Raw genomic sequence first — 23,654 nt, 5'->3', positions numbered from 1 at the left:
CTTCCTTTTTATGAAAAATGGATCACAGCGGGGCTCATGCCGGCAGAGTGCGCAGCTCTACGGCGTACCACATCTTGTCCCCCGAGGGGGCCAGAGCGGTGAGGCGGACCCCCTCCCACCGGAGGGAGAGGTATTCCGCCTCCTGGACGGTGAGGCGCAGCTCCCGCCGGCGCAGCTCACCGCCCTGAAAGGCGGCGGACAGAGCCGCCTCAAGGGCGGCAATCTCTATTGTAGTCATATTCCAGCCTCCTGAGACGGAAAAAGGGATCAACCGGATGCGCGCTTGACCTGATATACGCCGGAGATCTGCCCCAGCTTGTTGATAACGTTGTTGAGATCGTCCCGGTCCTTGACCTCCAGGACGATGGAAACGGTGGCGTACCCGTCGGGCATGCCCCGGGCGGAGAAGGAGTCCACCTTCACCTTGGCGGCGGACAGGGCCATGGTCACGTCCATGGCCAGGCAGTCACGGTCCTTGGCAGAGATCTCCAGAGAGGTCTGGTAGGCGGTCTGTTCGCCGCCCACCCAGGCCACATTGACCCAGCGGCCCGCCTCTTCGGGGCGGCGCTTTTCAGGTGCGGCGTTGGGGCAGTCGGCCCGGTGGACGGACACACCGAAGCCGCGGGTGATAAAGCCGACGACCGGGTCGCCGGGAACGGGGGTACAGCACTTGGCGAACTTGACCAGGCAGTTGTCCAGGCCCTCCACCACAATGCCGGACTCGGACTTGCGGGGGGTCTTGACCTGGCCGGGGACGGGGGCGGGGGAGGCGGGGTAGACCACCTCGGCGGCAGCCCGTTCGGCGGCGGCCTTCTCCTCCTTGACCCGGCCCAGGCGGGTCAGCTCGTCCTTGATGCGCACCACCGACTTGGCGGCGGTCATGCCGCCGTAGCCGATGGCGGCGTACAGCTCATCCAGGGAGTTGAAACGGACCTTCTTCAGGATGGAGGGGAGGGCGTCCTCGGCGGTGATCTGGGCCAGGGTGATGCCGGAGCGCTTCAGCTCGGCCTCAAAGGAGGCGCGGCCGGTGGCGATGTTCTCCTCCCGCTTCTCCTTCTTGAACCACTGGCGGATTTTGTTGCGGGCCTCGTTGGACTTGCAGATGTTCATCCAGTCGCGGCTGGGGCCGTGGGCGGACTTGGAGGTGATGACCTCCACAATGTCGCCGTTTTTCAGGGGGGTGTCAAAGGGAACCATGCGGCCGTTGACCTTGGCGCCGGTCATCTTGTTGCCAACGGCGGAGTGGATGGAATAGGCGAAGTCGATGGGGGTGGCGCCGGCGGGCAGGTTGATGACGTCGCCCCGGGGGGTGAACACGAACACCTCGTCGGCAAACATATCCACCTTCAGGGTGCGGACAAACTCCTCGGCGTCGGTGTCCTGCTGGTTCTCCAGCAGCTTGCGCACCCACTCGAAGGCCTCCTCGGTGCCCAGCTTCTCGTTGGCCATGCCCTGCTTGTACTTCCAGTGGGCGGCGATGCCGTACTCGGCGGTGTTGTGCATCTCCTGGGTACGGATCTGCACCTCGAAGGGGATGCCCTCCCGGCCGATGACGGTGGTGTGGAGGGACTGGTAGCCGTTGGGCTTGGGGGTGCCGATATAGTCCTTGAACCGGCCCAGCACCGGGCGGAACAGGTCGTGGATGCAGCCCAGCACATTGTAGCACTCCGGGATGTCATCCACAATCACCCGGAAGGCATAAAGATCAAAAATTTCGTCCAAGGTCTTGTTCTGGGCGTACATCTTCCGGTAGATGGAGTAGATGTGCTTCACACGGCCGTACACCGTGCACTTGATGCCCTCTTCGGCCAGCCGGTCCTCAATCTTCTTCTGGATGGAGGCCATAAACTCCTCGTGGGCGGAGGAGCGGGCGGCCAGCTCGTCGGCAATCTCCTGGTAGCCGATGGGGTCCAGGTACTTCAGGGAGGTATCCTCCAGCTCCCACTTGATGCGCTGCATGCCCAGCCGGTGGGCGATGGGAGCGTAGATCTCCATGGTCTCCAGGGCCTTTTCCTTCTGCTTCCTGGGAGACTGGTACTCCATGGTGCGCATGTTGTGGAGCCGGTCGCAGATTTTGATGAGGATCACCCGGATGTCCTTGGCCATGGCCATGAGCATCTTCCGCAGGTTCTCCATCTGCTCTTCTTCTTTTGAGGTGTACTGCACCCGGGTCAGCTTGGTGACGCCCTCCACCAGGTCGGCCACCGTGGGGCCGAACCGCTTGGCGATCTCCTCATGGGTGGCGCCGGTGTCCTCGATGGTGTCGTGGAGCAGGGCGGCGATGATGGAGTCGGTGTCCAGCTCCAGGTCGGCCACAATCTCCGCCACCGCTAGAGGGTGGGTGATATAGGGGGAGCCGTCCTTGCGCAGCTGGCTGGAGTGGGCGTTGTCCGCATAGGTAAAGGCGTCAAAGAGCCGCTTGGTGTCAAGGGAAGGGTTATAGGCTTTGATCTTGTCCTCCAGCGCCTGGTAGCGCTCCAGGATAGGGTCCATAAAATCACCTCCGAAAATGTCGCGGGGGTTGGGAAGGGGATATCAGGCCCCTTCAGTCAGTTTGCGCAGACGGCGCATGATGTATGACTCCTCCAGGTCAACCTTGCCCTCTGTGGGCTTCAGGTCGATACAGAGGTGGTCGGTGGAGTGCTCCACCCGGATGAGACCCCGCTCATCCAGCACCTCCAGGCACACCATGGTGCGCATGAAGGTCTCCCGCAGGCCGAAGGAGCGGGCGATGTTGCGGGAGAGGCGGCACGCCGTCTCCTCCAGGCGTCCGGCGGAGCTCCGGCTTTTCAGATACCGCCACACCGCCGCGAACTCCTCCCGGGTGGGGGTGAGGGCGGCGGCCTCCTGGGGGGTGAGAGCGGCGCCGGAGCGGAGCTTCTCGTAGAGGGCCCGCTCGGCCTGGGCCCGGGTGAGGGCGGGGCGCAGGTCAATGACCTGGAGCTGCACCGACCGCCAGCCCCGGAATTCGTTGATCTGGGGGGAGAAGGCCAGGTCCACCCGGTCGCCGGGGGCCAGTCCCGCCTCCGCCAGGGAGACGGAGAAAAAGATGGCGTCAAAGCTGCGGCCGCCCTTGGTCACCTTCAGCTTCAGGTGCCGTCCGCCCCCAACCTCAGAGGCGGTGGTGACGGTGCAGCCCGACATGGAAAAGACCGGCTTGGGGTTGCCAGTGCCGTAGGGCTCCAGCAGGTCCAGGGACAGCACGCCGTCCTGAGTCAGCAGGGCGGGGTCGGCCTCGGCGTCCACGTCCAGGGTGGCCTCCATGGCCGCGCCGCCGGTGGAAGAACGGACCAGCTCCAGCATCCGCGCCCGGAAGGCAGAGATATTTTCCTCCAGGATGGTGAATCCGGCGGCCAGCTCGTGGCCGCCGAAGCCCTCCAGCAGGTCACGGCACTGCTCCAGGGCGGCGAACAGGTTGAAGCCGCCGAAGGACCGGCAGGAGCCCTTGCCCTTGCCGTCCTGAAGGCAGATCATAAAGGTGGGGCAGGAGTACTTCTCGCTCAGTCGGGAGGCCACAATGCCCACCACGCCCTGATGCCAGCCCTCCCGGGCCAGGACCAGAGCGGGCCGGTCCTCAGGCTCCATGGCGTCGGCCATGGCCACGCACTCCTCATAGATCTCCAGCTCCACGGCCTGCCGCTCCCGGTTGAGGGCGCACAGCTCCCGGGCCAGGGCCTCGCCCCGGGCCGGGTCGGAGGTCAAAAGCAGCTCGGCGGCCAGTCCGGCGCAGCCCATCCGCCCGGAGGCGTTGATCCGGGGCGCCAGGGTGTAGCCGATGGAAACGGAGGTGAGAGGGCGCTCCGTGAGGCCGGCCTCCCGCAGCAGGGCACGCAGGCCGGGCCGCACAGTGTTCTTCAATGCGGCGAGGCCCATGCGGATGATGGTGCGGTTTTCCCCCACCACCTGCATCACGTCGGCCACCGTGCCAACGGCGGCCAGGTCGGCGTACCGGCGGAGCAGGAGGGGCTCCTCCGCACTGTCTCCCAGAGCCAGCACCAGCTTGAGGGCCACGCCCACGCCCGCCAGATGCTTGAAGGGGTAGCCGCAGTCCCTGCGGTGGGGGTCCACCACAGCGGCGGCGGTGGGGATGCGGTCCTTGCACTCGTGGTGGTCGGTGATGACCACATCAATGCCCAGCGAGGCGGCAAACTCCGCCTCGGCCACGGCGGTGATGCCGCAGTCCACGGTGATAATCAGGCTCACGCCCTTGGTGTGGAGGGCGGAGACGGCGGAGCAGCTCAGGCCGTACCCCTCCTCCATCCGGTCGGGGATGTAGGGGGTGACCTTTGCGCCCCGGCTGCGCAGGTAGTCGGTGAGCAGGCAGGTGGAGGTGATGCCGTCCACGTCGTAGTCGCCGTACACGGCGATGTGCTCTCCCTGGTCCAGGGCGGCCGCAATGCGGCCCACCGCCCGGTCCATGTCCTTCATGAGAAAGGGGTCCCACAGCAGGTCCTCGTCGGAGCGGAGAAAGTCTCTGGCCTTCTCCGCGGTGTCCAGGCCCCGGGCGCAGAGCACCGCGGCCGCCAGCGGGGGAACCCCATCCGCCTCCATGGCCGCCTGGGCCGCGGGAGACGGTGCGCGTAAATTCCATTGTCTGTACTTCATGGGTGTGCCCCCGAAATTGGATAGAAAATTACTTTTCATTATAACAAAGATAGGGGAAAGATACAAGTTGAAACGGGAAATATCCGGCAGTGGGAAATAGTTCCCTGCCGTTTTGTTTCCGGACGAAAAACGCCCTGCCGCGGACAGGCGCGGCAGGGCGTGGAGATACAGGGGCAAGGGCTCAGAGAAAGCGCTCCTCAGACATACGGATGAGCTCCAGGGCGCTGGCAAACTGCTGCTTGGGGGAGCCGTCCATCCAGTCCACCCAGCCCTGCCAGGAGGCGTTGCGCCGGGAGATGACACACAGCGTAAAGGTGGTCAGGGCGCCGGCGGCGCTCTCCACCTCCTCCAGGGGGATGCCTTCGCTGGGGTCGGCGGAGGCGGGCACGTGGCTCTCGTGCTCCCGGAAGGTGCGGGAGTGCTGGAAGGCCTGGGGGAAATTCTGCTTCTCCAGCACCTCGTCCAGCCGGAGGATCAGGCTGGCCATGTCGGAGAAGGCCATGGGGCGGGTGAGGCGCTGACTGTATACCTTGCCGGAGATCCGGCCGTTGTCCGAGTGGTCCACGCACACGCGGAGAACCGCGCTGGGGCTGTTCAGATTGGAAAAGGACATATATCAGACCTCCCTGTATTTTTAAGTGTTCAGAGCCAGACGCTTGCGCAGCCACTCGCTGTTGACGCAGTGGCCCAGAGCGGAATCCGCCCCGATGCGCCCCGCCTTCACCAGCTGGAGCAGGCTCTGATCCATGGAGATCATGCCGTCAGCGGCGGAGGAGGAGATTACGTTGTCCAGCTGATGGGCCTTGGACTCCCGGATCATGTTGCGCACGGCGGGGGTGACGGTCATCACCTCAAAGGCGGGGATGAGGGAGCCGTCCACAGCGGGCACCAGCTGCTGGGACACCACGCCCTCAATGACCAGGGCCAGCTGGGTGCGGATCTGCTGCTGCTGCTCCGGAGGGAAGGAGTCCACAATCCGGTCGATGGTGTTGGACGCACCCAGGGTGTGGAGGGTGGAGATAACCAGGTGGCCGGTCTCGGCGGCGGTGACAGCGGCCTTGATGGTCTCCGCGTCCCGCATCTCGCCCACCAGAATCACGTCGGGGGCCTCCCGGAGTGCCGCCCGGAGGGCGGCGTCATAGCTGGTGGTGTCGGTGGCCAGCTCACGCTGGGTGACCACGCTCATCTTGTGGTGGTGGAGGTACTCGATGGGGTCCTCGATGGTGATGACGTGGAGGTTGCGGGTGGAATTGATGGCGTCCACGATGCAGGCCAGGGTGGTGGTCTTGCCGCTGCCTGCCGGGCCGGTGAAGAGCACCAGGCCACGGGAGCAGGAGGCAAAGCTCATGACGCTGTCGGGGATGCCCAGGACTGTCCGGTCGGGCAGGGCGAAGGACACCACCCGGATGACCAGACCCAGAGAGCCTCTCTGCCGCAGGGCGTTGACCCGGAAGCGGGAGAGCTGGGGCACGGCAAAGGAGAAGTCGTCATCGCCGGTGCGCTCCAGTCGGTCCATGGAGCGGTTGCCGGACAGGGCGTAGGCCTCCCGCACCAGATTTTCCAGGGCGTCGGGGAGAAGACGGTCCCCGTCCCGGGTGATGACGCCGCTGATCTTGTAGGCGGCGGGCAGGCCGGGGATGAGCAGAATGTCGGAGGCACCCCGCTCCACCGCATGGGTAAGAATATCAACTAATGTCATGGCAAATCCCTTCCTATTCCGGCAGCGTGCCGTCAAAGACGGGGAGATGGTCCCCGTCCCCGCCGCCGTCCTCCACGGGGACGGTCTGCCAGGCGAGAATTTCCACCCCGTCCTCCCCGCGCACCAGGTGGAGGTGGAGGGACTGGGTGTCGGTCATGGGAATATCGGTCTCCAGCTCGTCGTCGGTCCCGGCGGCAAACTGAGCGTACAGCGCGGCGGCCTGGGCGTCGGCGGCGTAGTAGGCGGACACCGTGTCGGCGTTGGTCTGGGACAGGGACAGGTCGGCCCGTGCCGAAGTGAGGGTGAGGGCGGAGAACACCGACAATGTGAGCACCAGCAGCACGGTCATGATGGACACCACGCCGATGCCGATGGGAGGCGGAGATTTTTTCACGGCTGAGCCACCTCCTCACCGCTCAGGGCGGAAATCCAGCTGGTCTCCAGGGTATAGAGGGACGTATCGCCCCAGAAAATCTCAATTTCAGCGGTGGAGAGGCCGCTGTCCTCGGTCTGGTTGACTTCACACCGGTATCCCTCGGGGGCTTCCGGCAGGGTATCGCCTGCCCGGAGGGCCTCCGCGGTGCTCTGGGCCAGGTACACGGCCTGAGTGAGCCGGGTGCTCTCCAGGCTCATGCTCCGTGCGTGGATCAGCAGGCCCACACACACCGCCGCGCACAGCACAAAGAGGAACAGGTCAATGACCAGCTCCATGAGGAAGAGGGAAAAACGGCTGCCTGATTCCTTCACAGCTCGCCCACCTCCTCCACGCCGGTGCGGGGATACAGGGTGACCGACCACTGGTGCTCCCCGTCAGAGACGGTGACGTCCAGTCCGCCCTTCTCTGTGACGGACAGGTCCAGGGAGGACAGCTCCAGCAGTTCCATGCCGTCCTCGGGGGCCAGGCCAGTACCCTCCTCCATGTACAGCTCCATGAGGGAGCCCTCCCAGCAGTAGATCAGCGTGACGTATACGCTGCCGTCCTCACCGGTTTCAGTGAGGCGCAGGGCGTCCCCGCCGCCGAAGGTCCCGATGGCCACGCCGCCGGCATCCGACCGGCGGATCTGGTTGACCACATAGGACAGGGCGGTGCGCTGGGTGGAATTGGCGTCGGCGTCATCGGCCACGGCGCGGTACACGCCGGTGCCCATCAGGGTCACGCCCATGGCCAGCAGGGCAAACAGCGCCGCCAGGCACACGATGACCACCCGCCGCAGCCCGGCGCCGCCGGAATGGGTTTTCATGGGGACACCCCCTTACAAAAGGATTCTGGAAAAACGATTACTCCTCCAGGGCCAGCACCGTGATGTCGGGCATCAGGTTGGAGGCCACATACTGGTAGGAGATGATATAACGGTCGTCACCGGCGGTGACGCCGTAGTGCTCCACAAGATAGTCCAGGGTTCTGGGGTAGAAGCCCTCCAGGGCGTAGCACTCCACCGCCGCGCGGCGGACGCCCTCTTCGGCCAGGGCGAGGACCTCCGCATCAGTGCGGACGCTGATAACCCTGGTAAAGAGCAGCGCGGCCCCGGCCAGGGCGATGAGGAACACGGCGGCGGGTAGCACCAGCCGCACAAAAGAGGCGCGTCTGCCGCCCATGGCGGAGACCTCCTTTCAGACAGATTGGATCAGCCGATGGCGGTCAGCACACCCAGCAGGGGCAGCATGACCGACAGCAGCACCAGGCCCACGGCGATGCACAGCAGCAGCACCAGGGCGAACTCCAGCCGGGACAGCAGGGAGGACAGCCGCTCGTCGGCTTCCTCACTGCAGCGGGAGGCCAGCTCCTCCATGGCCTGCTCGGGTACGCCGGAGCGGAACCCTGCGCCCAGCAGTCCGGCCTGGAGGCCGTCCAGCAGGCCGCAGGCGGTGACGGCCTTATAGAAGTCCTCTCCCTGCTCCATGCGGGTCTGGCAGTCCTTCAGCGCAGGGGCGAGGGCGGAGCCCTCCAGCAGGTGGACGGTGCGCTCCATGGCCTCATCCAGAGGCAGGCCGCTGGAGAGCATCAGGGCCATGGCGGAGGAGAAACGGCTCCGGTCCACGGCCTGGGCGGCCTTGCCCTTGCCCAGCAGGCGGGCCTCCACCGACTGCGCTCCGGCGCCCTGGCGGCGGGAGAGCACCAGCAGGATAACAGCGCCCACAGCCAGCAGCGCCACCAGCACGCCGCCCACATACTGACCCGCCGAGCCCGCGGCCATCAGGGCCTGGGCGGCGGGGGAGAGGGCGAGGCCCAGCTGCTGGAACACCTGCTGGAATACGGGGAGCACCCGGGTCATGAGCACCAGGAACACCGCCGCCACCAGAACAGCCATGACGGCGGGGTAGAGCACGGCGCGGCGGATGGCCGACGCAGTCTCAGACTCCCGGCGGTAGTAGGCGGCCAGGGCGGAGAGGACCTGGTCCAGCCGGCCGGCGGCCTGACCGATCTCCACCATGCGCACCATATACCCCGGGAAGGCGCCGCTGGCGCTGAGGGCCTCGGACAGGGGGGCACCGTCCAGCAGCTCGGCGTGGAGAGACTCCAGCAGAGCCTTGCTTCTGGGGTCGGCCGCATCCTCGGCCAGCACCTCCACGCCCTCCTCAGAGCCGATGCCGGCGTGCATCATCAGGGAGAGCTGGTAGCAGAACACCGACAGCGCGTCGGCGCTGAGGGGTGCGGTACTCCGTTCCTTTGCCATGGGGCAACACCTCCGGACATAATGTCTGTATGTTGTGATACATATCGCTCCGCCGGGGCACAGGGCACCTGAGACGGATGGAAATGGCACATGCCCTGAGCCCGCGGTCAGCCGCGGACTCAGGGCAGAGCAATCAATAGGCGTATTTTTCGGTGTAGTTGGTGCCGTCACCCACGTACTTGAGGACAGCGGGATTATCCTTGCCGTTGGAGACAAAGGTGGGGTCCATCATGGACCAGTCCTCGCCGTTGAAGTAGATCAGGTGGTCCACCCAGCCCACGCCGTCGATATAGACGTTGATCCAGGCGTGGTACACCGTACCTGCATAGCCCACAATCAGCTTGCAGGGGATGTTCTGGCTGCGGAGCATGGAGGCCATGACAGCGGCATAGTCAAAGCAGATGCCCTTGCCGCTCTCCAGAATCTTGTCCACATCGGGCAGATAGCCGGAGGCCACGGTGGCGGCCAGCTCGTAGTCATAGGTGATGTTGTTGATGACGTAGTGGTAAATGGCGGTGACCTTGTCCAGGTCGGTGGTCATGCCTTTGGTCAGCTCGGCAGCCTTGGCCACAACCTTGGAGTTGTCATTGAAGTTGACATACTGGTTGGGGTAGAGGAAGGGGGAGAACTCGCTGGTCAGCTTCAGCTCCAGGGGGCACGAGTAGGCCTGGGCGTACTTGGTGCCGGTGGTGTTCTCAAACACCTTCACGGTGTACTTGCCGTCGCCCTCGGTGAGGGGGAAGGTCTCGGCGGTGCCCTTGTTGTTCAGATCATAGGTGTAGGTGGTGCCGCCGGTCTTGGTGACCTGGACCTTGATGCGGACATTCTTGCCGCCGGTGTAGGACACGGATACAAAGCCCAGGGCCAGGTTGGACGCATCCACCGTGGCCTTGCTGTTCTTGTACACGGTCACGCCGCTCTGGACGGTTTCCTTATGGGGAATCACCCCGGCCTGAGCCAGCAGGGGGAGGGACACGCCCACCACCAGCACAATGGCCAGCACCGCACAGATAATCCGGGTCGCCTTATTCATGGACTTGAACAATTTCATTGGTCTGTATAGCCTCCTCTTCCGCGTTCGCGGGATAAGCATAGTCATCAGTCAGGGGGAAGATGTCCACCAGGGCACCACGGACGATGAGACGGTGGTCGGATACGCCCACGGGAGTGCAGGTGGTCAGGGTGACACAGGAGTGGTCAGTCTTGTAGATGGGGCCCCAGTCGTCGGGCTCCACCACCTCCTGGTATTCAAAGAGGTACTGGTAGATGTTCTCCCCGTACACCAGATAGAGGTAATCTCCCTCTGTCAGGGTGTCCAGGAAGGAGAAGGGCTGGTCCAGGGTGATTTTGCCGCCCCGGATCCAGTTGCGGTGTCCGGCGATGGAGGTGTTGGACCGGCCCTCGCCGGGCAGCTGGGCGTAATCGTACAGACCCTCGCCCTGGAGGAGAGTCTGCTCGTCCACGCCGTTCAAAATGTACTCATCCACCTCCAGCTTGGGGATGATGAGCCGCAGGTCGCCGCTCTGGTAGCTTTTGCGGGTGTCGGTGACAAAGACCTTGTCGGTGGGCAGGCCGTCCTCCGGCTCCTCCAGCACCTCCTTATAGGTGAGGGGTGTGGGCGTGGGGGACGGGGTTTCGGTTTCGGTAGGAGTGGGCTCCGGCGTAGGCGTGGCAGAGACTGTAGGCGAAGGTGAGGGCACAACGATCTCGTACTGGGGCCGTCTGCCCTGGATGAGCAGCGCCACCGCCGCAATCAGCAGCACAAGGGCGGCTGTGGCGGCAATGACGGCGCCTTTGGTGTGTCTTTTCATAGATGATGTACCTTGCAGAAATAGAGATTTTTATGTGGGGCGGGAATCAGTCCAGCGCCCGGATTTTATAGGAGAGCTTGAGGAAATTCCGCCGGTGCTGCCGGTAGAAGGCGGAGACCACGCGCTCCATGACCATGGTGCTGTTTTCGAAGTTGGCGGCGGGCAGCATCACCACGAACTGAGCGCCAGAGTATTTGGAGACCACGTCGCCGCGGCGCAGACTGGCGGTGAGCACCTCCTGGAGCTGGTCCATGGTGGTGGCCAGCACGCTCAGGGGCGGCACGCCGCCGTCGGGCAGGGAGACGGTGATGAGGGCGATGTGAACCGAGGTGCCGCTGTGGGCGGCCCGGCGGGCCTCCAGCCGGTAGGCCTCGCGGAAGAAGCCGTACTCGCACACAAAGGCCCCGGGACGGGCGGCAGCCTCACGCAGGTCGTCCTGAATGGTCTCCAGGTCGGTCTCCAGGGACTTCTCCACGCTCATGATCTCGTTGTACAGCTCACGCAGCTCCTGGGAGGGGCGCACGCCCAGGTTGCGGTAGAGCAGGTCGGTGGCCGACTCATAGTGGGCCAGGGCGGCCGAGTCGTTGCCCTGGCGGAGCAGGGAGCGAACGATGAGGATATGCAGCGTCTCATCCAGGGAGTCCAGCTGACTGGCGCGGGTACACACCAGGTTCATCTCCTCAAAGAGCTCCTTCTTTTCCAGCAGGGCGGCATAGTCCTTGATCATCTGGAGGTAGAGGTTGTGGTATTCCACCGTGTAGGGGATGGTCCACAGGGAGCCGTCCAGCTTGGGCAGGAAGTCGCCCAGATAGAGCTGCTCAGCCTGGCGGTAGAGGGCCAGGCGGCTCTCATCGGACAGGCGGCCGTCGGTGGCCTTGTGGCACAGGGCCTCGAACTCGTCGACATCCAGTGTGCAGGGGATGTCGGGGTTCCAGGAATAGGAGCCGCGGCGGGAGAGGATGGGCTCCACCTCCGAGCCGAACAGGGGCTCCAGCATGGCCCGCACCCGGTAGAGCAGGGTTTTGAGGGCGTTAACCGGGTTGGCGCTGTTCTCTCCGGGCCAGAACTGTTCAATGAACTCGCTCTGGGGGACGTTCCGGTCCCTGTGGATTAACAGATAAGAGAGTACGTTCCAGAGCTTTTGGGAACGGTTGGCCTCATCAGTCAGTATATGTCCGTCCACAGTAATGGAAAACCGGCCCAGCATGGTAATTTTAACGTTTTTCATACCGGCGGAATCACTCATGACAGGCACCTGCTTTCATCGGTATTCTCCGCGAAAAAGAAAAACAGCCAAACTCATGGTTATTCCTATTATAGCACAGGATTGAAAAGGCTGGAAGAGTCTTTTTTCCATTTTATCAGGGATTTTTCGTAAAAAAAGAGCCGCTTGTCCAAAAGAAAGGGAAATGGGAAAAAAATATTTTTTCAAAATATAACCTAAAATGTAACCGTACCGTGATAGAGTGTAGACAACGCCGGACGGAACGTTCTTCTTTTAACAGCTGAGAGGGAGGAAAACGGCTGCATCCGGACAGAAAAAGGCAAACCGGCCGAAAGACCGGGACGCAAAGCCAGGAGGCTAAAGCGGAGGGAACCGCCGCCATGCCCGTCCGGTTGCCGCATACTTATAGCTGCCCGCGTGAACGCGAGGAAGGAGAATGAGCATGTTGGCAAGAATGAGCAAGAAGGCACTGGCCCTTCTCATGGTGTTCTGCATGGTGGTGAGCGCCCTGTCTATCAGCGCGCTGGCTATCGAGCTGCCCAATGGTGAGTACGATGGGAATTTTGCTTTTGAATACCACATCACAGGGGCTGCATTAGATGAAATGATTGAGGGCACTGGCTATACCCGCGATGATCTTTCTGAAATTAAGCTCTTTTTTAATGGAGGAGCTGAGAAAGAAATAGAGAAATTACCCGGTCAGGACACCTATATGTGCAGTATTTTGGCATGGGAGCTGGAAGAAAAAGCTGCGCGAAATATTACGATGCTGTCTCTAACACTAAATAATGGAGAGACGAGCCAGGTGCTTACCTTTGGGAACGAGGATCTCAAGGCTGTTTATTACAACGAGATACTGAAAACAGCTTTCTATGAGTTGGGACTGAGCAGTTCTGCCGCTGAGACCTATGACGACGCCTGGTTCTTTATCCGTACCGACGGTGTGATCCCTGTTGAGACTGGCAGCACTGATTATGACTCCGGCAATTATACGCCCGCTCACGACAGCACTGTTGCACTGAAAGGTAAAGTGGACGGCACCGCCGCCTGGACGGAGTACAGCGGCGTGATTGCTGATGACGGCACGATTAATGGCGAGAAGCTCAGTGAGGCCTTTGCTTCGGTGGCAGCTCACATCAAGAAAGCGCCCTCCGCTGACGCCATTGCCGCAGCACTGGATAGTTTTGACCCGAATACCCAGGGCATTGTCTGGTATGTAGTTAAGGAAAAGGCGGATGATGTATCCAGCGGCTGCCCCGGCTGGCATGTGGACGGCGTTGTCTATACCAAGGGCACTGATGAGCAGTTCCGTACTCTGACCTATTACATGAACGACGGGACAGAAACTGCGCCTGAGTCCCACCTGTTTGCTTACGGCACAGTGGCTACCGTCAAGGCCGGTCCCACCCGTGAGGGTTATGATTTTACCGGCTGGAATACCCAGGCTGACGGCAAGGGAACCCCTTATGCGGCCAATGCTACCATCAACATGACCGAAGACGTGAACCTGTACGCCCAGTGGGAGCCGGAGGACACCGACCCTGAGCCCAGCACCTACACCGTGACCTATAAGTACGAGGGCGACGTGCCCGACAGCTACACCGCCCCTGTGGACGGCAACGAGTATGCCAAGGATGCCGAGGTAACGGTCTCCACCGAGCCCAGCCATGAGCCTTTGGATTACAGCTTCTCCGGCTGGACTGTAACAGAGCCTTCTGGTATTAGCATCACCGATGGCAAGTTCACCATGCCCGAGGGTAACGTGACCCTGACCGGCACCTGGACCTACACCGGTACCGAGCCTGAGCCCGGCACCTACACCGTGACCTATAAGTACGAGGGCAGCGTGCCCAGCGGCTATACCGCTCCTGTGGACAACAACAAGTATGCCAAGGGCGACACGGTAACCGTCTCCGCTGAGCCCACCATCCCCGCCAACTACACTTTCTCCGGCTGGACTGTAACAGAGCCCTCTGGTATTACCATCACCGATGACGGCAAGTTCGCCATGCCCGAGGGCGGCGTGACCCTGACGGGCACTTGGACCTATACCGACCCCGGCAGCAACCCCGGCCCCAGCTATGACTACTATCGCGTCACCGTGAACTATCTGGACCGGGCCGACGGCAGCAAGATTGCCGAGAGCTATGTCAGCCCCAGCCACATTCAGGGCAGCCGCTATGACGTGAGTGAGTACGACGCCATTGCCATTGAGGGCTACACCTACGACGCCACCGAGGGCGACGCCGTCAGCGGCATCCTGAACGGCAACAAGACCGTCAACGTGTACTATATGGCCGACGAGACCGACATCGATGACGGCGACACCCCCACTACCGACCTGCCCGACGTCCCCGGTGAGGGCGACGGCGGCGAGACCGACATCGGTGACGGCCAGACTCCCACCACCGACCTGCCCGATACTGGCGACAACGGCGGCGAGACCGATATCCCCGACTCCGGTACGCCCACTGGCAGCCTGCCCCAGACCGGTACTCTGGCGCAGACCTCCGCTGCCCGTCTGGCTCTGGGAGCCCTGGCTCTGACCGCCTCCGTGGCGGCGGCCGGCCTGGCCCTGCTCCTCTTCCGCAAGAGCCGGAAGGCCTGAGCGGCAAGAGAATAAAATAGCCCCGTCACACACAGCGCAGGCGGCAGTCTGAGAAGGCTGCCGCCTGCTGTATTTTTTCTCAAGTCTGTCACATTACACCGGCACATACAGCGGCCGTGTTTTCTCACTATGCCGTAAGTCTCATAAGGGGCAGAGCCGTTGACATAAAAGAGAAGCGGGACAGGCCCACTGTAAATAAAAGGACAATAAATGTCCACATTGTCCTTCCAAAAGAGAAAGCGGCAAACGGGCATAAAAAATATGGGCCGAGAAAAACTGTTTTTTTAAAATGTGACCGAAATGTAACCGCAAGTGTGTATAATGAAAACAACAACCGGAAAAGGGCAATGAGAAGGAGCGTGTATGCGATGAAACCACATGGCGGAGAGACCTTTCTGGTGCAGATCCGCAATACACAGAACGCTACATGGCAGGGTACCGTTGCCTGGACCGACGGCCGTAAGCAGGAGACCTTCCGCAGCGCGCTGGAGCTGATTAAGCTGATTGACAGCGTATTGAGCACAGGCGAGAGCGGCGATGACCAGCAGGACGGGTAACGGCACAGGACACCTATTATATTGAACTGAGGCGCGGCCTCCGCATGGGCGGGGACCGCGCCTTGAAATTTTGCCGGAGTACAGGGCGGAGGTTCCCATTTTTCGGCGAATACGATATAATAGCTCCTGAACATTTCCGCTGCTGAATAAGCAGCGGCAGGGCCCGCCCTCCGGCGGTGCCCCGACCAATACGGCGCGTACGCCGCGCCGGGAACCGAGGTTGACTGAGCTTGAAGCATATTCTCTCCCTCTCCCGCCCCCAGGCCATGGATATTCTCTGTCAGGACGGTACCCGCGCCCACGGCGCGGACCAGGACTGGTACAGCCTGCCCTGGCGGCAGCGGGCGGGCTGCGGCCCCACTGCCGCGTCGGTCCAGATGGCCTATCTGGCCGCCCTGCGCCCCTCACTGGCGGCGCTGTGTCCGCTGAAGGAGCGGGAGCAGGAGACGTTTGTGACATATATGGATAAAGTATGGGAGTATGTCACCCCGGGTAATCACGGGCTTAATCGGGTGGAGATGTACACCGGCGGCGTGGCCCGGTTCTGCAGCGCCTGCGGCGTGGGGCTGGTTCCCCGTGCCCTGGAGGTGCCTGTGGGCGGGGAACGGCCCGGCTTTGAGCGCTGCGTATCCTTTATCCGGGCGGGATTGGCGTCCGACTGTCCGGTGGCCTTCCTCAACCTGGACAACGGGGCCGTGGAGGCTCTGGACAAGTGGCACTGGGTGCTCCTCTCCGCTCTGGAGGAGGGGGACAGGGGGACTCTGGTCACCGTGGTGGACAGCGGAAAGATCTTCCCCATCGATTTGAAGCTGTGGTATGACACCGCCCGGGACCTGGGCGGCTTTGTATGGCTGGAGGAAATAAAGTGAGAGAATTTCTGCTGCGGTTCTGGCCCTGGATTGTGGGCTGGGCCGGTGTGATGAGTTTGGTGAACTTCTGCCTGATGGGCTTCGACAAGCGCCGGGCCCGCCGGGACGGCTGGCGGGTACGGGAGCGTACCTTCTTCATTGTAGCCCTGCTGGGCGGCGCCCTGGGCGGAGTGCTGGGCATGCACTTCTTCCACCACAAGACCAGACACTGGTACTTCCGGTATGGCCTGCCCGCCATTCTGCTCCTCCAGCTGGGGCTGACGGTATGGGTGCTGCTGTCCGGCGCGGCCTCTTGACGGGCGGGGCAGGGCGTGGGATAATATGCCAGGTTTGCCCGGAGACACGGGCGATTTCTGATTGCAGTTCCGAGGTGCGGGAGTATGATCAATCTGTTGGTAAAGACCTTTGTAAAGGACAGCGGCAATGTGCAGGACCCCCAGGTGCGGCAGCGGTACGGCACTCTGTCCGGCGGCGTGGGCATTTTCCTCAATCTGCTGCTGTCTGTGGGCAAGATGATTGCCGGCGTGCTCACCGGCTCCATCGCCATCACGGCGGACGCCTTCAACAACCTGACCGACGCGGGTTCGTCGGTGGTGACCCTGGTGGGCTTCCGTATGGCGGGCAAGCAGGCTGACGACGACCACCCCTTCGGCCACGGGCGCATTGAGTACCTGTCCGGCCTGGCGGTGTCGGTGGTCATTCTGCTGGTGGGCCTGGAGCTGGCCAAGAGCTCGGTGGAGAAGATCATCCATCCGGAGCCGGTGGAGTTCTCCTGGCTGTCCGCGGCCATCCTAGCCGCCGCCATCTGCGTCAAGCTGTGGATGAGCTATTTCAACCGTACGCTGTCCAGACGCATCGGCTCCGCCGCCATGGCCGCCACCGCCACGGACTCCCTGTCCGACGCGGTGGCCACCTCCGCCGTGCTTATCAGCGCCATCATCGGCAAGTTCACCGGCGTGAATATCGACGCCTGGGCCGGTATTCTGGTGGCCCTCTTCATCCTCCGGGCGGGCTGGGGTGCGGCCAAGGACACCCTGAATCCCCTTCTGGGCCAGAACCCCGACCCGGAGCTGGTGCGGGATATTGAGCGGACTGTACTGGCCCACCCCCAGGTGGTGGGTATCCACGATATGATTATCCACGACTACGGACCCGGCCGGTCCATGATGTCCCTCCACGCAGAAGTGCCCGCCGGTTCGGACATCATGGAGGTACATGACGAAATTGACGCCATCGAGCGGGAGCTGAAGGCCAAGTACCGCATTGACGCCAGCATCCATATGGACCCCATTGTCACCGGTGACGAGACCATCAGCAAGGCCCGGAAGATGGTGTCCGAGCTGGTGCGGGAGGTGGACCCGGCTATGACCATCCACGACTTCCGCATGACCAGCGGACCCCGGCACCGGAACCTGATTTTTGACGTGGTGGTACCGTACAGCGTCAAGAGCACCGACGATGAGGTCCGCCGGGAGATTGAGCGGAAAATCCGGGCAGCCGACCCAAACAGCTTTGCCGTCATCCAGGTTGACCGTGCTACACCCAGGAGCCGGGCTGAAGCGGCCAGTCTTTACAAAAAATTCACCCCATAGGGTGAAAAATGTCTATAATATTATTGTAGTACTATGATATGGCCGGGGAGCACGCCCGGCCGCGGAAGGATGGTGTACGGAAATGGCGCAGAAGGTACTCATCGTGGAGGACGAGGCCAACATTGCCGAGCTGCTCCACCTGTACCTGGAGAAAGAGGGCTACGAGACCGCCGTGGCGCCGGACGGGGGAAAGGGCGTGGAGCTGTTCCGCTCCTTCCGGCCCGACCTGGTGCTGCTGGACATTATGCTGCCCGTGATGGACGGCTGGTCCGTGCTCAAGAAGATCCGGGAGAGCGACAAGACCCCTGTCATCATGCTCACTGCCAAGGGTGAGACCGAGGACAAGGTCCATGGCCTGGAAGGGGGCGCGGACGACTATATCGTCAAGCCCTTTGAGATGAAGGAAGTGCTGGCCCGTATCCACGCCGTGCTCCGCCGCTTCGGCGCCGAGGAGGAGGGCAGCGGGGAGAAGAAGCTGGCCTTTGACAAGCTGGTCATCAACCTGGACTCCTACGAGCTGCTGGTGGACGGCAAGCGGGTGGACACACCTCCCAAGGAGCTGGAGCTTCTCTACCATCTGGCCGCATCCCCCAACCGGGTGTTTACCCGCAACCAGCTGCTGGATGAGGTGTGGGGCTTTGACTACTTCGGCGACTCCCGCACCGTGGATGTCCACATCAAGCGCCTGCGCGAGAAGCTGGAGGGCGTCAGTGATCAATGGAGCCTGAAGACGGTGTGGGGCGTGGGCTACAAGTTCGAGGTCGTCAACGGCTGAGTATCCCGGCTGACGCCCTCCAGGCGCGCAAGTGCCCCGCGCCTTTGGCGCGCCAAGGCTTTGGCAGGCCAAAGCCTTGATGCCGGGCGGATTCACTCCGCCCGAGCAGATAAAAAAATACGGGGTCCCCGCGGAACGGAGTTCCGTGGGGCGTCAGTGATCAGTGGAGCCTGAAGACGGTGTGGGGTGTGGGTTACAAGTTCGAGGTCGTCAACGGCTGAGCCCTGCCCCTGAAAAAGCAGAATACCCCGCATGGGACCGGAGCGATTGACGGTCCGGAGGCGGCATACCCTCAGAAAGGAGGAGAACGGTACGAAGAGCCTGTATAAGCGCCAGTTTGCCATGATGGCGGGGATGATCCTCATCTCCTTCGCGCTGCTGGGCGCGGCATTTATCACTCTGTCCTACCAGTACACGGTCCGGGAAAAGCAGAGCACCATAGAGAAAAACGCGGCCTACATCGCGGAATTCACCGGTTCCTATCTCTCGGAATCCCGTTACTCCACCACTATTTACGACTCTGCCTACCGGCAGTACACCTCCAACCTGGCCCAGCTGGCTGACGCCTATGTGATTCTCTGTGAGACCACGCCGGACCGGATTGGCGAGATTGTCTACTCCTCCGACGGCCAGACCGAGGGGGCGTTTATCGGCAAGAGCCTGTCCGCCGATATGGTTACCCAGGCGATGCGGGACGGGTCCTATGGCTCCATGACCACACTGAATGGGCTGTTTTCGGAAAAACGGTTTGTGGCCGGGTGCCCCATCTACAAAACCGGCCTGCTGGGCCAGAGAGTCCAGACCGGCATGGTCTTTGTGGCGGCTGAGGTGGAGAATATCACCGAGATGTGGCGGGCCTTCGCCCAGATTTTCTTCTTTACCGCCATTGTGGTGCTGTGCCTGGCCTTTATCACCACTTCGGTCACCTCCCTGCGGCAGACCAAGCCCCTCAAGGAGATGGCGGAGGCCGCCCGAAAGTTCGGCCATGGGGAGTTTGAAACCCGGGTCGAGGTGGGCAACCGGCAGGATGAGGTGGGAGAGCTGGCCGAGGCCTTCAATGCCATGGCAGAGTCTCTGGCTCAGTCGGAGGCCAAGCGCAGTGAATTTGTGGCCAACATCTCCCATGAGCTGAAGACGCCCATGACCACCATTGCCGGCTTTGCCGACGGTATTCTGGACGGCACCATTCCCCCTGCCAAGGAGCAGGACGCCCTGCGCACCATCTCCTCCGAGACCCGGCGTCTCTCCCGTCTGGTGCGGCGTATGCTGGACCTGAGCCGCCTTCAGTCGGCGGAGAATGTCACCGCCCAGGAGCAGTTTGACGTGTCTGAGCTGATGGTCCGGGTGCTGCTGAGCCTGGAGACCAAGATCAACCAGTCCGGCCTGGACGTGGATACCAACCTGCCCGAGGAGCCGGTCATGGTGTGGGGCGACCCGGACGGCATCACCCAGGTGTGCTACAACCTGCTGGACAACGCCATCAAGTTCTCCCAGGAGAAGGGGGTCATCACCATCTCCATCACCACCAAGGGCGGCAAGGCCTATGTGTCGGTGCGCAATGTGGGAGACACCATTCCCGCCGAAGAGCTGCCCCTGCTCTTTGACCGCTTCCACAAGAGCGACAAGTCCCGCAGTGAGGATCGGGACGGGGTGGGCCTGGGCCTGTACATCGTCAAGACCATCCTCAACAACCACAAGGAGAACATTACCGTCACCAGCGACCACGGCGTGACGGAGTTTACCTTCACGCTGACGCTGGCGTGAGGAGAGATTGGAACCATTCAGGGAGGTCACCTATGCGCACCGATTACTACACCAACGTGCCCGCCGGCGGCGGACCGGGACGGACCGGAACACCACGCTATACGGTCATTCCCTTTGAGCAGCCCCCGCAGCCGGAGGAGAAAAAGCGCCGGGGCAGATCCAGGGCGCCCTGGATCTTTGCAACATTTCTGGTGCTCATTGTGGCGCTGACCACCCTGACACTGGCCCTGAGCTGGATGTTTTATCAGGACGGTGAGAGCACGGCGGGAGAGAGCAGCGGCGGGAACTACACCACCATCCCCATTCCCACCGCCTCGGCCGCCGGCGTCACCGACCTGGAGCGGGCGCCAACCGGAACGGGGGTCACGCTGTCCGTTGCCGCCCTGCCGGAGGAGGGCCTGACCTATCAGGAGATCTATGACCGTAATATCGCCGCCATTGTCAGTATCCGCGCCTACCAGAACGGCGGCGGATCCACCGGTACCGGCGTGATTATGACGGCGGACGGGTACATCATCACCAACTACCACGTGATTCAGGGGTCCTATGAGGTGGAGGTGCTGCTCTCTGACGACAGCGTCCACCAGGCTCTGCTGGTGGGCGGCGACCAGACCAACGACCTGGCCGTGCTGAAGATTGACGCCCAGGAGCTGACCCCGGCTGAGTTCGGCGACTCCGACCTGCTCCAGGTGGGGGACCTGGCTCTGGCCATCGGTAACCCCCTGGGGGAGGAGCTGCGGGGTACCATGACCGACGGCATTATCTCCGCCATCAGCCGGGATGTGAACGTGGACGGCAACACCATGACCCTCATCCAGACCACCGCCGCCCTCAACTCGGGCAACTCGGGCGGCGCCCTGCTCAATGACCGGGGCCAGGTGGTGGGCATCACCAACATGAAGATGACTAGCTACTCCGGGTCGGTGGAGGGACTGGGCTTCGCCATCCCCACCAACACGGTGAAGGCCATCGTGGATGACCTCATTGCCTACGGCCATGTGCCCGGCTATCCCACCCTGGGTATTCTGGGGTCCTCCATGGATGCCCAGCGTGCCATGGCCAACGGACTGGTGGAAGGCGTATACGTTCAGAGCGTCACCGCCGGGTCGGACGCGGAGAAGCAGGGCATGCGGGCCGGTGACGTAATCACCGAGTGCAACGGCCAGACCGTCATCTCCGTGGAGGACATCAACACCATCAAGGAGGGCTTCCAGGCCGGAGACGTGCTCACCTTCCGGGTGTACCGGAACGGGGAATACCTGGACCTGGAGGTCAAACTGGTGGAGCGGTACCAGCTGGACCAGTAAAATTCCCGTACAGGGAGGAACCATGAACAAAACAGAACTTCTGACCCGGCTTGCCCGGGACGGGGAGGAGCGGATGCTCCTGGCCCGGACCATGGACAAGCTGGAGCTGGCCGGGCGGCGGAACATCCCCGCCCACACGGCTTTTCTGTCTCCGCAGGAACGGGCATCAGTGGAGATGCTCATCAACGCCGGCGGCCATCCGTCCCACCTGTTTTACGGGGGCTTTGAGGGGGCGGAGCGGACCATCTGCGTCTTTCTCCCCGACTGGCAGGCGCCGGAGGACTGGCTGGCCGACGGGGAGGACTGCCCCATCTGTGCCCTGCGGTGTACCTTCCCCGAGGACGCGGGGCTGACCCACCGGGACTTCCTGGGCTCCATTCTGGGTCTGGGGCTGGACCGGGAAAAGGTGGGGGACCTGCTGGTGTCCCCCGGTGTATGCGACATCCTGCTGCTCAAAGAGATTGAGGACTTTCTGCTCCTCCACCTGGAGAGCGCCGGGCGTACCCGGCTCAAGGTGGCGCCGGTGGCGCTGTCCGCGCTGACACCTCCCAAGGTGGAGGTCAAGCTCATCCGCGACACGGTGGCCACCCTGCGGCTGGATGCAGTGGCAGCCTCCGCGTTTTCCCTGCCCCGGTCCAAGGCGGCGGATCTCATCTCCTCCGGCCGGGTGCAGCTCAACCACCGCGAGTGTACCAAACCGGACCGGACTGTGGCCCAGGGGGATGTGATCTCCTGCCGGGGGATGGGAAAGGCTGCGGTAAAGACCGTGGGCGGAGTATCCAAAAAGGGCCGAATTATAATAGAAGTGGAGCGATATCTCTGATGGAACAGGAAAAGATTGACCGCATCAATGAGCTGGCCAGAAAGGCCAAGGCCCCTGAGGGCCTCACCCCTGAGGAGATTGCCGAGCGGGACGCTCTGCGGAAGGAGTATGTGGCTTCCGTCCGGGCCAACCTGACGGCCCAGCTGGACAACACCTATATCGTGGAGCCCGACGGCACCAAGCACAAGCTGCCCCAAAAGCAATAAAAGACGAACACCCGGCTGCCTCCTTTTGGACGGCGGCCGGGATTGTTTTTTGTGTATCATCAGGACATGAGACTGACTTTTTCAGCAAAGTATCAACATCATTTCCGAGACGAAAGGTAGAAATCTGGATAAAAGTAGGGTACCTTAGTATTTGGACAGGAAAAGAAGGGACTCACTTAAAAGGGGAGAGAGAAATGGAGCTCAGACAGCTGAAGTATTTTATCAGTGCGGCAAAGCATCTGAATTTTACAAAGGCTGCAGCAGAATGCTACATTGTCCAGACCTCTATGACGCATCAGATTGCGGCACTGGAGGATGAGCTGGGCGTAAAGCTCTTTGAGCGAAAGAGCAGAAATATGGAGCTGACAGAGGCAAGAAAAATATTTTTAAAGGAGGCGCAGTCGCTTCTGGCAGGTGCAGAGCGAGCCGCTGAGCTGGTGCGGATGACGGCGGAGGGATATGAGAGTATTCTGCGATTGGGGGTATGTGGGAAGATATTGGCCAGAGAGCTCCCCAAAATACTGAGAACGTTCAGGCTTGCCTATCCGGCGGTCAGAGTGCGTATCAATCAGGATACCCTGGAGAAACAGCTGGAAATGCTGGAGACAGGTGAACTTGACTGTGTTATTGCACTGGACTACGACTATTTTGATACCATCCCCTGGCTGAAAAAGCGGACGCTTTTCCAGGACCGAGTCATGCTGGCTGTGCCCAAAGATAATCCGCTGGCCAATCGGGAGGAAGTGCGCCTGGAAGACCTGAAAAATGAAAAATTTTTTGTATTTTATGAAAAAGGTGTAGGCGAAAAGACAATAGGATGCGCCAAAGAGGGGCTCGTACTTAATGTTGTGGAAGAGATGCGCAGCCCGGACGCGGCAGCGCTGATGGTACAGGCGGGATATGGTGTGGGTTTTTGCATGGAGTGTACCTGGGACGGCACGGATGAATTTGTAAAACATGTTCCGGTGCGTTCCGAGAACAGCACCAACGGGATTGTCCTGCTTCATAAGCATGGGAATCAGCGGGCGGCGCTCAGACAACGGAAGGAGATACTGGAGCAATATCCGTTTCCAGACAAGAGGCTTGACTGACAGGGCGCAGGCCGGCATGAGCATAGTTTTTTTGCATGGAACCATGA

At 61.8% G+C, this 23,654-nt stretch carries 24 protein-coding genes and 1 riboswitch; of the genes, 11 read left to right on the top strand and 13 right to left on the bottom strand.

Going from position 1 to position 23,654, the window contains the following annotated elements; all coding sequences use genetic code 11:
- Positions 1-34 precede the first annotated feature (34 nt).
- The 13 genes from ACOX7T_RS07640 to ACOX7T_RS07580 form a co-directional block, all read right to left on the bottom strand.
- Positions 35-238, bottom strand: a complete 204-nt coding sequence (locus ACOX7T_RS07640) for a hypothetical protein (RefSeq protein ID WP_433441459.1) — start codon at positions 236-238, stop codon at positions 35-37.
- A 29-nt stretch (positions 239-267) separates the two neighbouring features.
- Positions 268-2,493 (bottom strand): RelA/SpoT family protein, encoded by a 2,226-nt coding sequence (locus tag ACOX7T_RS07635; RefSeq protein ID WP_433441457.1) that lies wholly within the window; start codon positions 2,491-2,493, stop codon positions 268-270.
- A gap of 42 nt (positions 2,494-2,535) precedes the next feature.
- On the bottom strand, positions 2,536-4,605 hold the full coding sequence (gene recJ / locus ACOX7T_RS07630; protein WP_433441455.1) for a single-stranded-DNA-specific exonuclease RecJ: 2,070 nt from the start codon (positions 4,603-4,605) through the stop codon (positions 2,536-2,538).
- Positions 4,606-4,786: 181 nt separating this feature from the next.
- A complete protein-coding gene (locus ACOX7T_RS07625; RefSeq protein ID WP_433441453.1) occupies positions 4,787-5,218 on the bottom strand; it encodes a hypothetical protein in 432 nt (143 codons plus the stop codon).
- Between the two features lie 21 nt (positions 5,219-5,239).
- Complete coding sequence (locus ACOX7T_RS07620) at positions 5,240-6,304, bottom strand: type IV pilus twitching motility protein PilT (protein WP_433441451.1); 1,065 nt, start codon at positions 6,302-6,304, stop codon at positions 5,240-5,242.
- 13 nt (positions 6,305-6,317) lie between these two features.
- Positions 6,318-6,698, bottom strand: a complete 381-nt coding sequence (locus tag ACOX7T_RS07615) for a hypothetical protein (protein WP_433441449.1) — start codon at positions 6,696-6,698, stop codon at positions 6,318-6,320.
- Entirely contained in the window at positions 6,695-7,051 is a 357-nt protein-coding gene (locus ACOX7T_RS07610; RefSeq protein WP_433441447.1) for a type IV pilus modification PilV family protein, read from the bottom strand. Before ACOX7T_RS07610 ends, ACOX7T_RS07615 begins: the two co-directional genes overlap by 4 nt.
- Positions 7,048-7,545 carry a DUF4860 domain-containing protein gene (locus ACOX7T_RS07605; protein ID WP_433441445.1) on the bottom strand — a complete coding sequence of 166 codons (498 nt, stop codon included), beginning with the start codon at positions 7,543-7,545 and terminating at the stop codon, positions 7,048-7,050. The genes ACOX7T_RS07610 and ACOX7T_RS07605 overlap by 4 nt, the downstream gene beginning before the upstream one ends.
- Positions 7,546-7,582: 37 nt before the next feature.
- Positions 7,583-7,900 carry a hypothetical protein gene (locus ACOX7T_RS07600; protein WP_433441443.1) on the bottom strand — a complete coding sequence of 106 codons (318 nt, stop codon included), beginning with the start codon at positions 7,898-7,900 and terminating at the stop codon, positions 7,583-7,585.
- A 29-nt stretch (positions 7,901-7,929) separates the two neighbouring features.
- Positions 7,930-8,979: a type II secretion system F family protein gene (locus tag ACOX7T_RS07595; protein WP_433441441.1), complete on the bottom strand. Its 1,050-nt coding sequence runs from the start codon at positions 8,977-8,979 to the stop codon at positions 7,930-7,932.
- A 133-nt stretch (positions 8,980-9,112) separates the two neighbouring features.
- Complete coding sequence (locus ACOX7T_RS07590) at positions 9,113-10,030, bottom strand: transglutaminase-like domain-containing protein (protein ID WP_433441439.1); 918 nt, start codon at positions 10,028-10,030, stop codon at positions 9,113-9,115.
- Positions 10,005-10,790, bottom strand: coding sequence for a sortase (locus ACOX7T_RS07585; RefSeq protein WP_433441437.1), 786 nt, complete (start codon positions 10,788-10,790; stop codon positions 10,005-10,007). Before ACOX7T_RS07585 ends, ACOX7T_RS07590 begins: the two co-directional genes overlap by 26 nt.
- A gap of 46 nt (positions 10,791-10,836) precedes the next feature.
- Positions 10,837-12,018 (bottom strand): BTAD domain-containing putative transcriptional regulator, encoded by a 1,182-nt coding sequence (locus ACOX7T_RS07580; RefSeq protein ID WP_433441435.1) that lies wholly within the window; start codon positions 12,016-12,018, stop codon positions 10,837-10,839.
- Between the two features lie 305 nt (positions 12,019-12,323).
- A riboswitch (cyclic di-GMP riboswitch) is annotated at positions 12,324-12,415 on the top strand.
- A gap of 42 nt (positions 12,416-12,457) precedes the next feature.
- Between ACOX7T_RS07580 and ACOX7T_RS07575 the strand changes: the two genes are divergently transcribed.
- The 11 genes from ACOX7T_RS07575 (at position 12,458) to ACOX7T_RS07525 (ending at position 23,607) form a co-directional block, all read left to right on the top strand.
- Positions 12,458-14,623, top strand: coding sequence for an InlB B-repeat-containing protein (locus ACOX7T_RS07575; RefSeq protein WP_433441433.1), 2,166 nt, complete (start codon positions 12,458-12,460; stop codon positions 14,621-14,623).
- Between the two features lie 368 nt (positions 14,624-14,991).
- Positions 14,992-15,180: a hypothetical protein gene (locus ACOX7T_RS07570; protein WP_433441431.1), complete on the top strand. Its 189-nt coding sequence runs from the start codon at positions 14,992-14,994 to the stop codon at positions 15,178-15,180.
- 230 nt (positions 15,181-15,410) lie between these two features.
- Positions 15,411-16,049 carry a hypothetical protein gene (locus ACOX7T_RS07565; protein ID WP_433441429.1) on the top strand — a complete coding sequence of 213 codons (639 nt, stop codon included), beginning with the start codon at positions 15,411-15,413 and terminating at the stop codon, positions 16,047-16,049.
- On the top strand, positions 16,046-16,345 hold the full coding sequence (locus ACOX7T_RS07560; RefSeq protein ID WP_433441427.1) for a DUF1294 domain-containing protein: 300 nt from the start codon (positions 16,046-16,048) through the stop codon (positions 16,343-16,345). The genes ACOX7T_RS07565 and ACOX7T_RS07560 overlap by 4 nt, the downstream gene beginning before the upstream one ends.
- Positions 16,346-16,429: 84 nt before the next feature.
- On the top strand, positions 16,430-17,641 hold the full coding sequence (locus tag ACOX7T_RS07555) for a cation diffusion facilitator family transporter (protein WP_433441425.1): 1,212 nt from the start codon (positions 16,430-16,432) through the stop codon (positions 17,639-17,641).
- Positions 17,642-17,723: 82 nt separating this feature from the next.
- Positions 17,724-18,416 carry a response regulator transcription factor gene (locus tag ACOX7T_RS07550; RefSeq protein WP_433441423.1) on the top strand — a complete coding sequence of 231 codons (693 nt, stop codon included), beginning with the start codon at positions 17,724-17,726 and terminating at the stop codon, positions 18,414-18,416.
- Between the two features lie 252 nt (positions 18,417-18,668).
- A complete protein-coding gene (locus ACOX7T_RS07545; protein ID WP_433441422.1) occupies positions 18,669-20,180 on the top strand; it encodes an ATP-binding protein in 1,512 nt (503 codons plus the stop codon).
- 32 nt (positions 20,181-20,212) lie between these two features.
- Positions 20,213-21,487 carry a S1C family serine protease gene (locus ACOX7T_RS07540; protein WP_433441420.1) on the top strand — a complete coding sequence of 425 codons (1,275 nt, stop codon included), beginning with the start codon at positions 20,213-20,215 and terminating at the stop codon, positions 21,485-21,487.
- Positions 21,488-21,509: 22 nt separating this feature from the next.
- Positions 21,510-22,310 (top strand): RNA-binding protein, encoded by an 801-nt coding sequence (locus ACOX7T_RS07535; RefSeq protein WP_433441418.1) that lies wholly within the window; start codon positions 21,510-21,512, stop codon positions 22,308-22,310.
- Entirely contained in the window at positions 22,310-22,516 is a 207-nt protein-coding gene (locus tag ACOX7T_RS07530; RefSeq protein ID WP_433441416.1) for a DUF896 domain-containing protein, read from the top strand. The genes ACOX7T_RS07535 and ACOX7T_RS07530 overlap by 1 nt, the downstream gene beginning before the upstream one ends.
- 194 nt (positions 22,517-22,710) lie before the next feature.
- Positions 22,711-23,607, top strand: a complete 897-nt coding sequence (locus ACOX7T_RS07525; protein ID WP_433441414.1) for a LysR family transcriptional regulator — start codon at positions 22,711-22,713, stop codon at positions 23,605-23,607.
- Positions 23,608-23,654: the final 47 nt, after the last annotated feature.

Source organism: Pseudoflavonifractor sp. (genome assembly GCF_050943825.1).
Lineage (GTDB): Bacteria > Bacillota > Clostridia > Oscillospirales > Oscillospiraceae > Pseudoflavonifractor.
The sequence above is the reverse complement of the archived record's forward strand: the minus strand, read 5'-3'. Positions and strand labels throughout refer to the sequence as shown.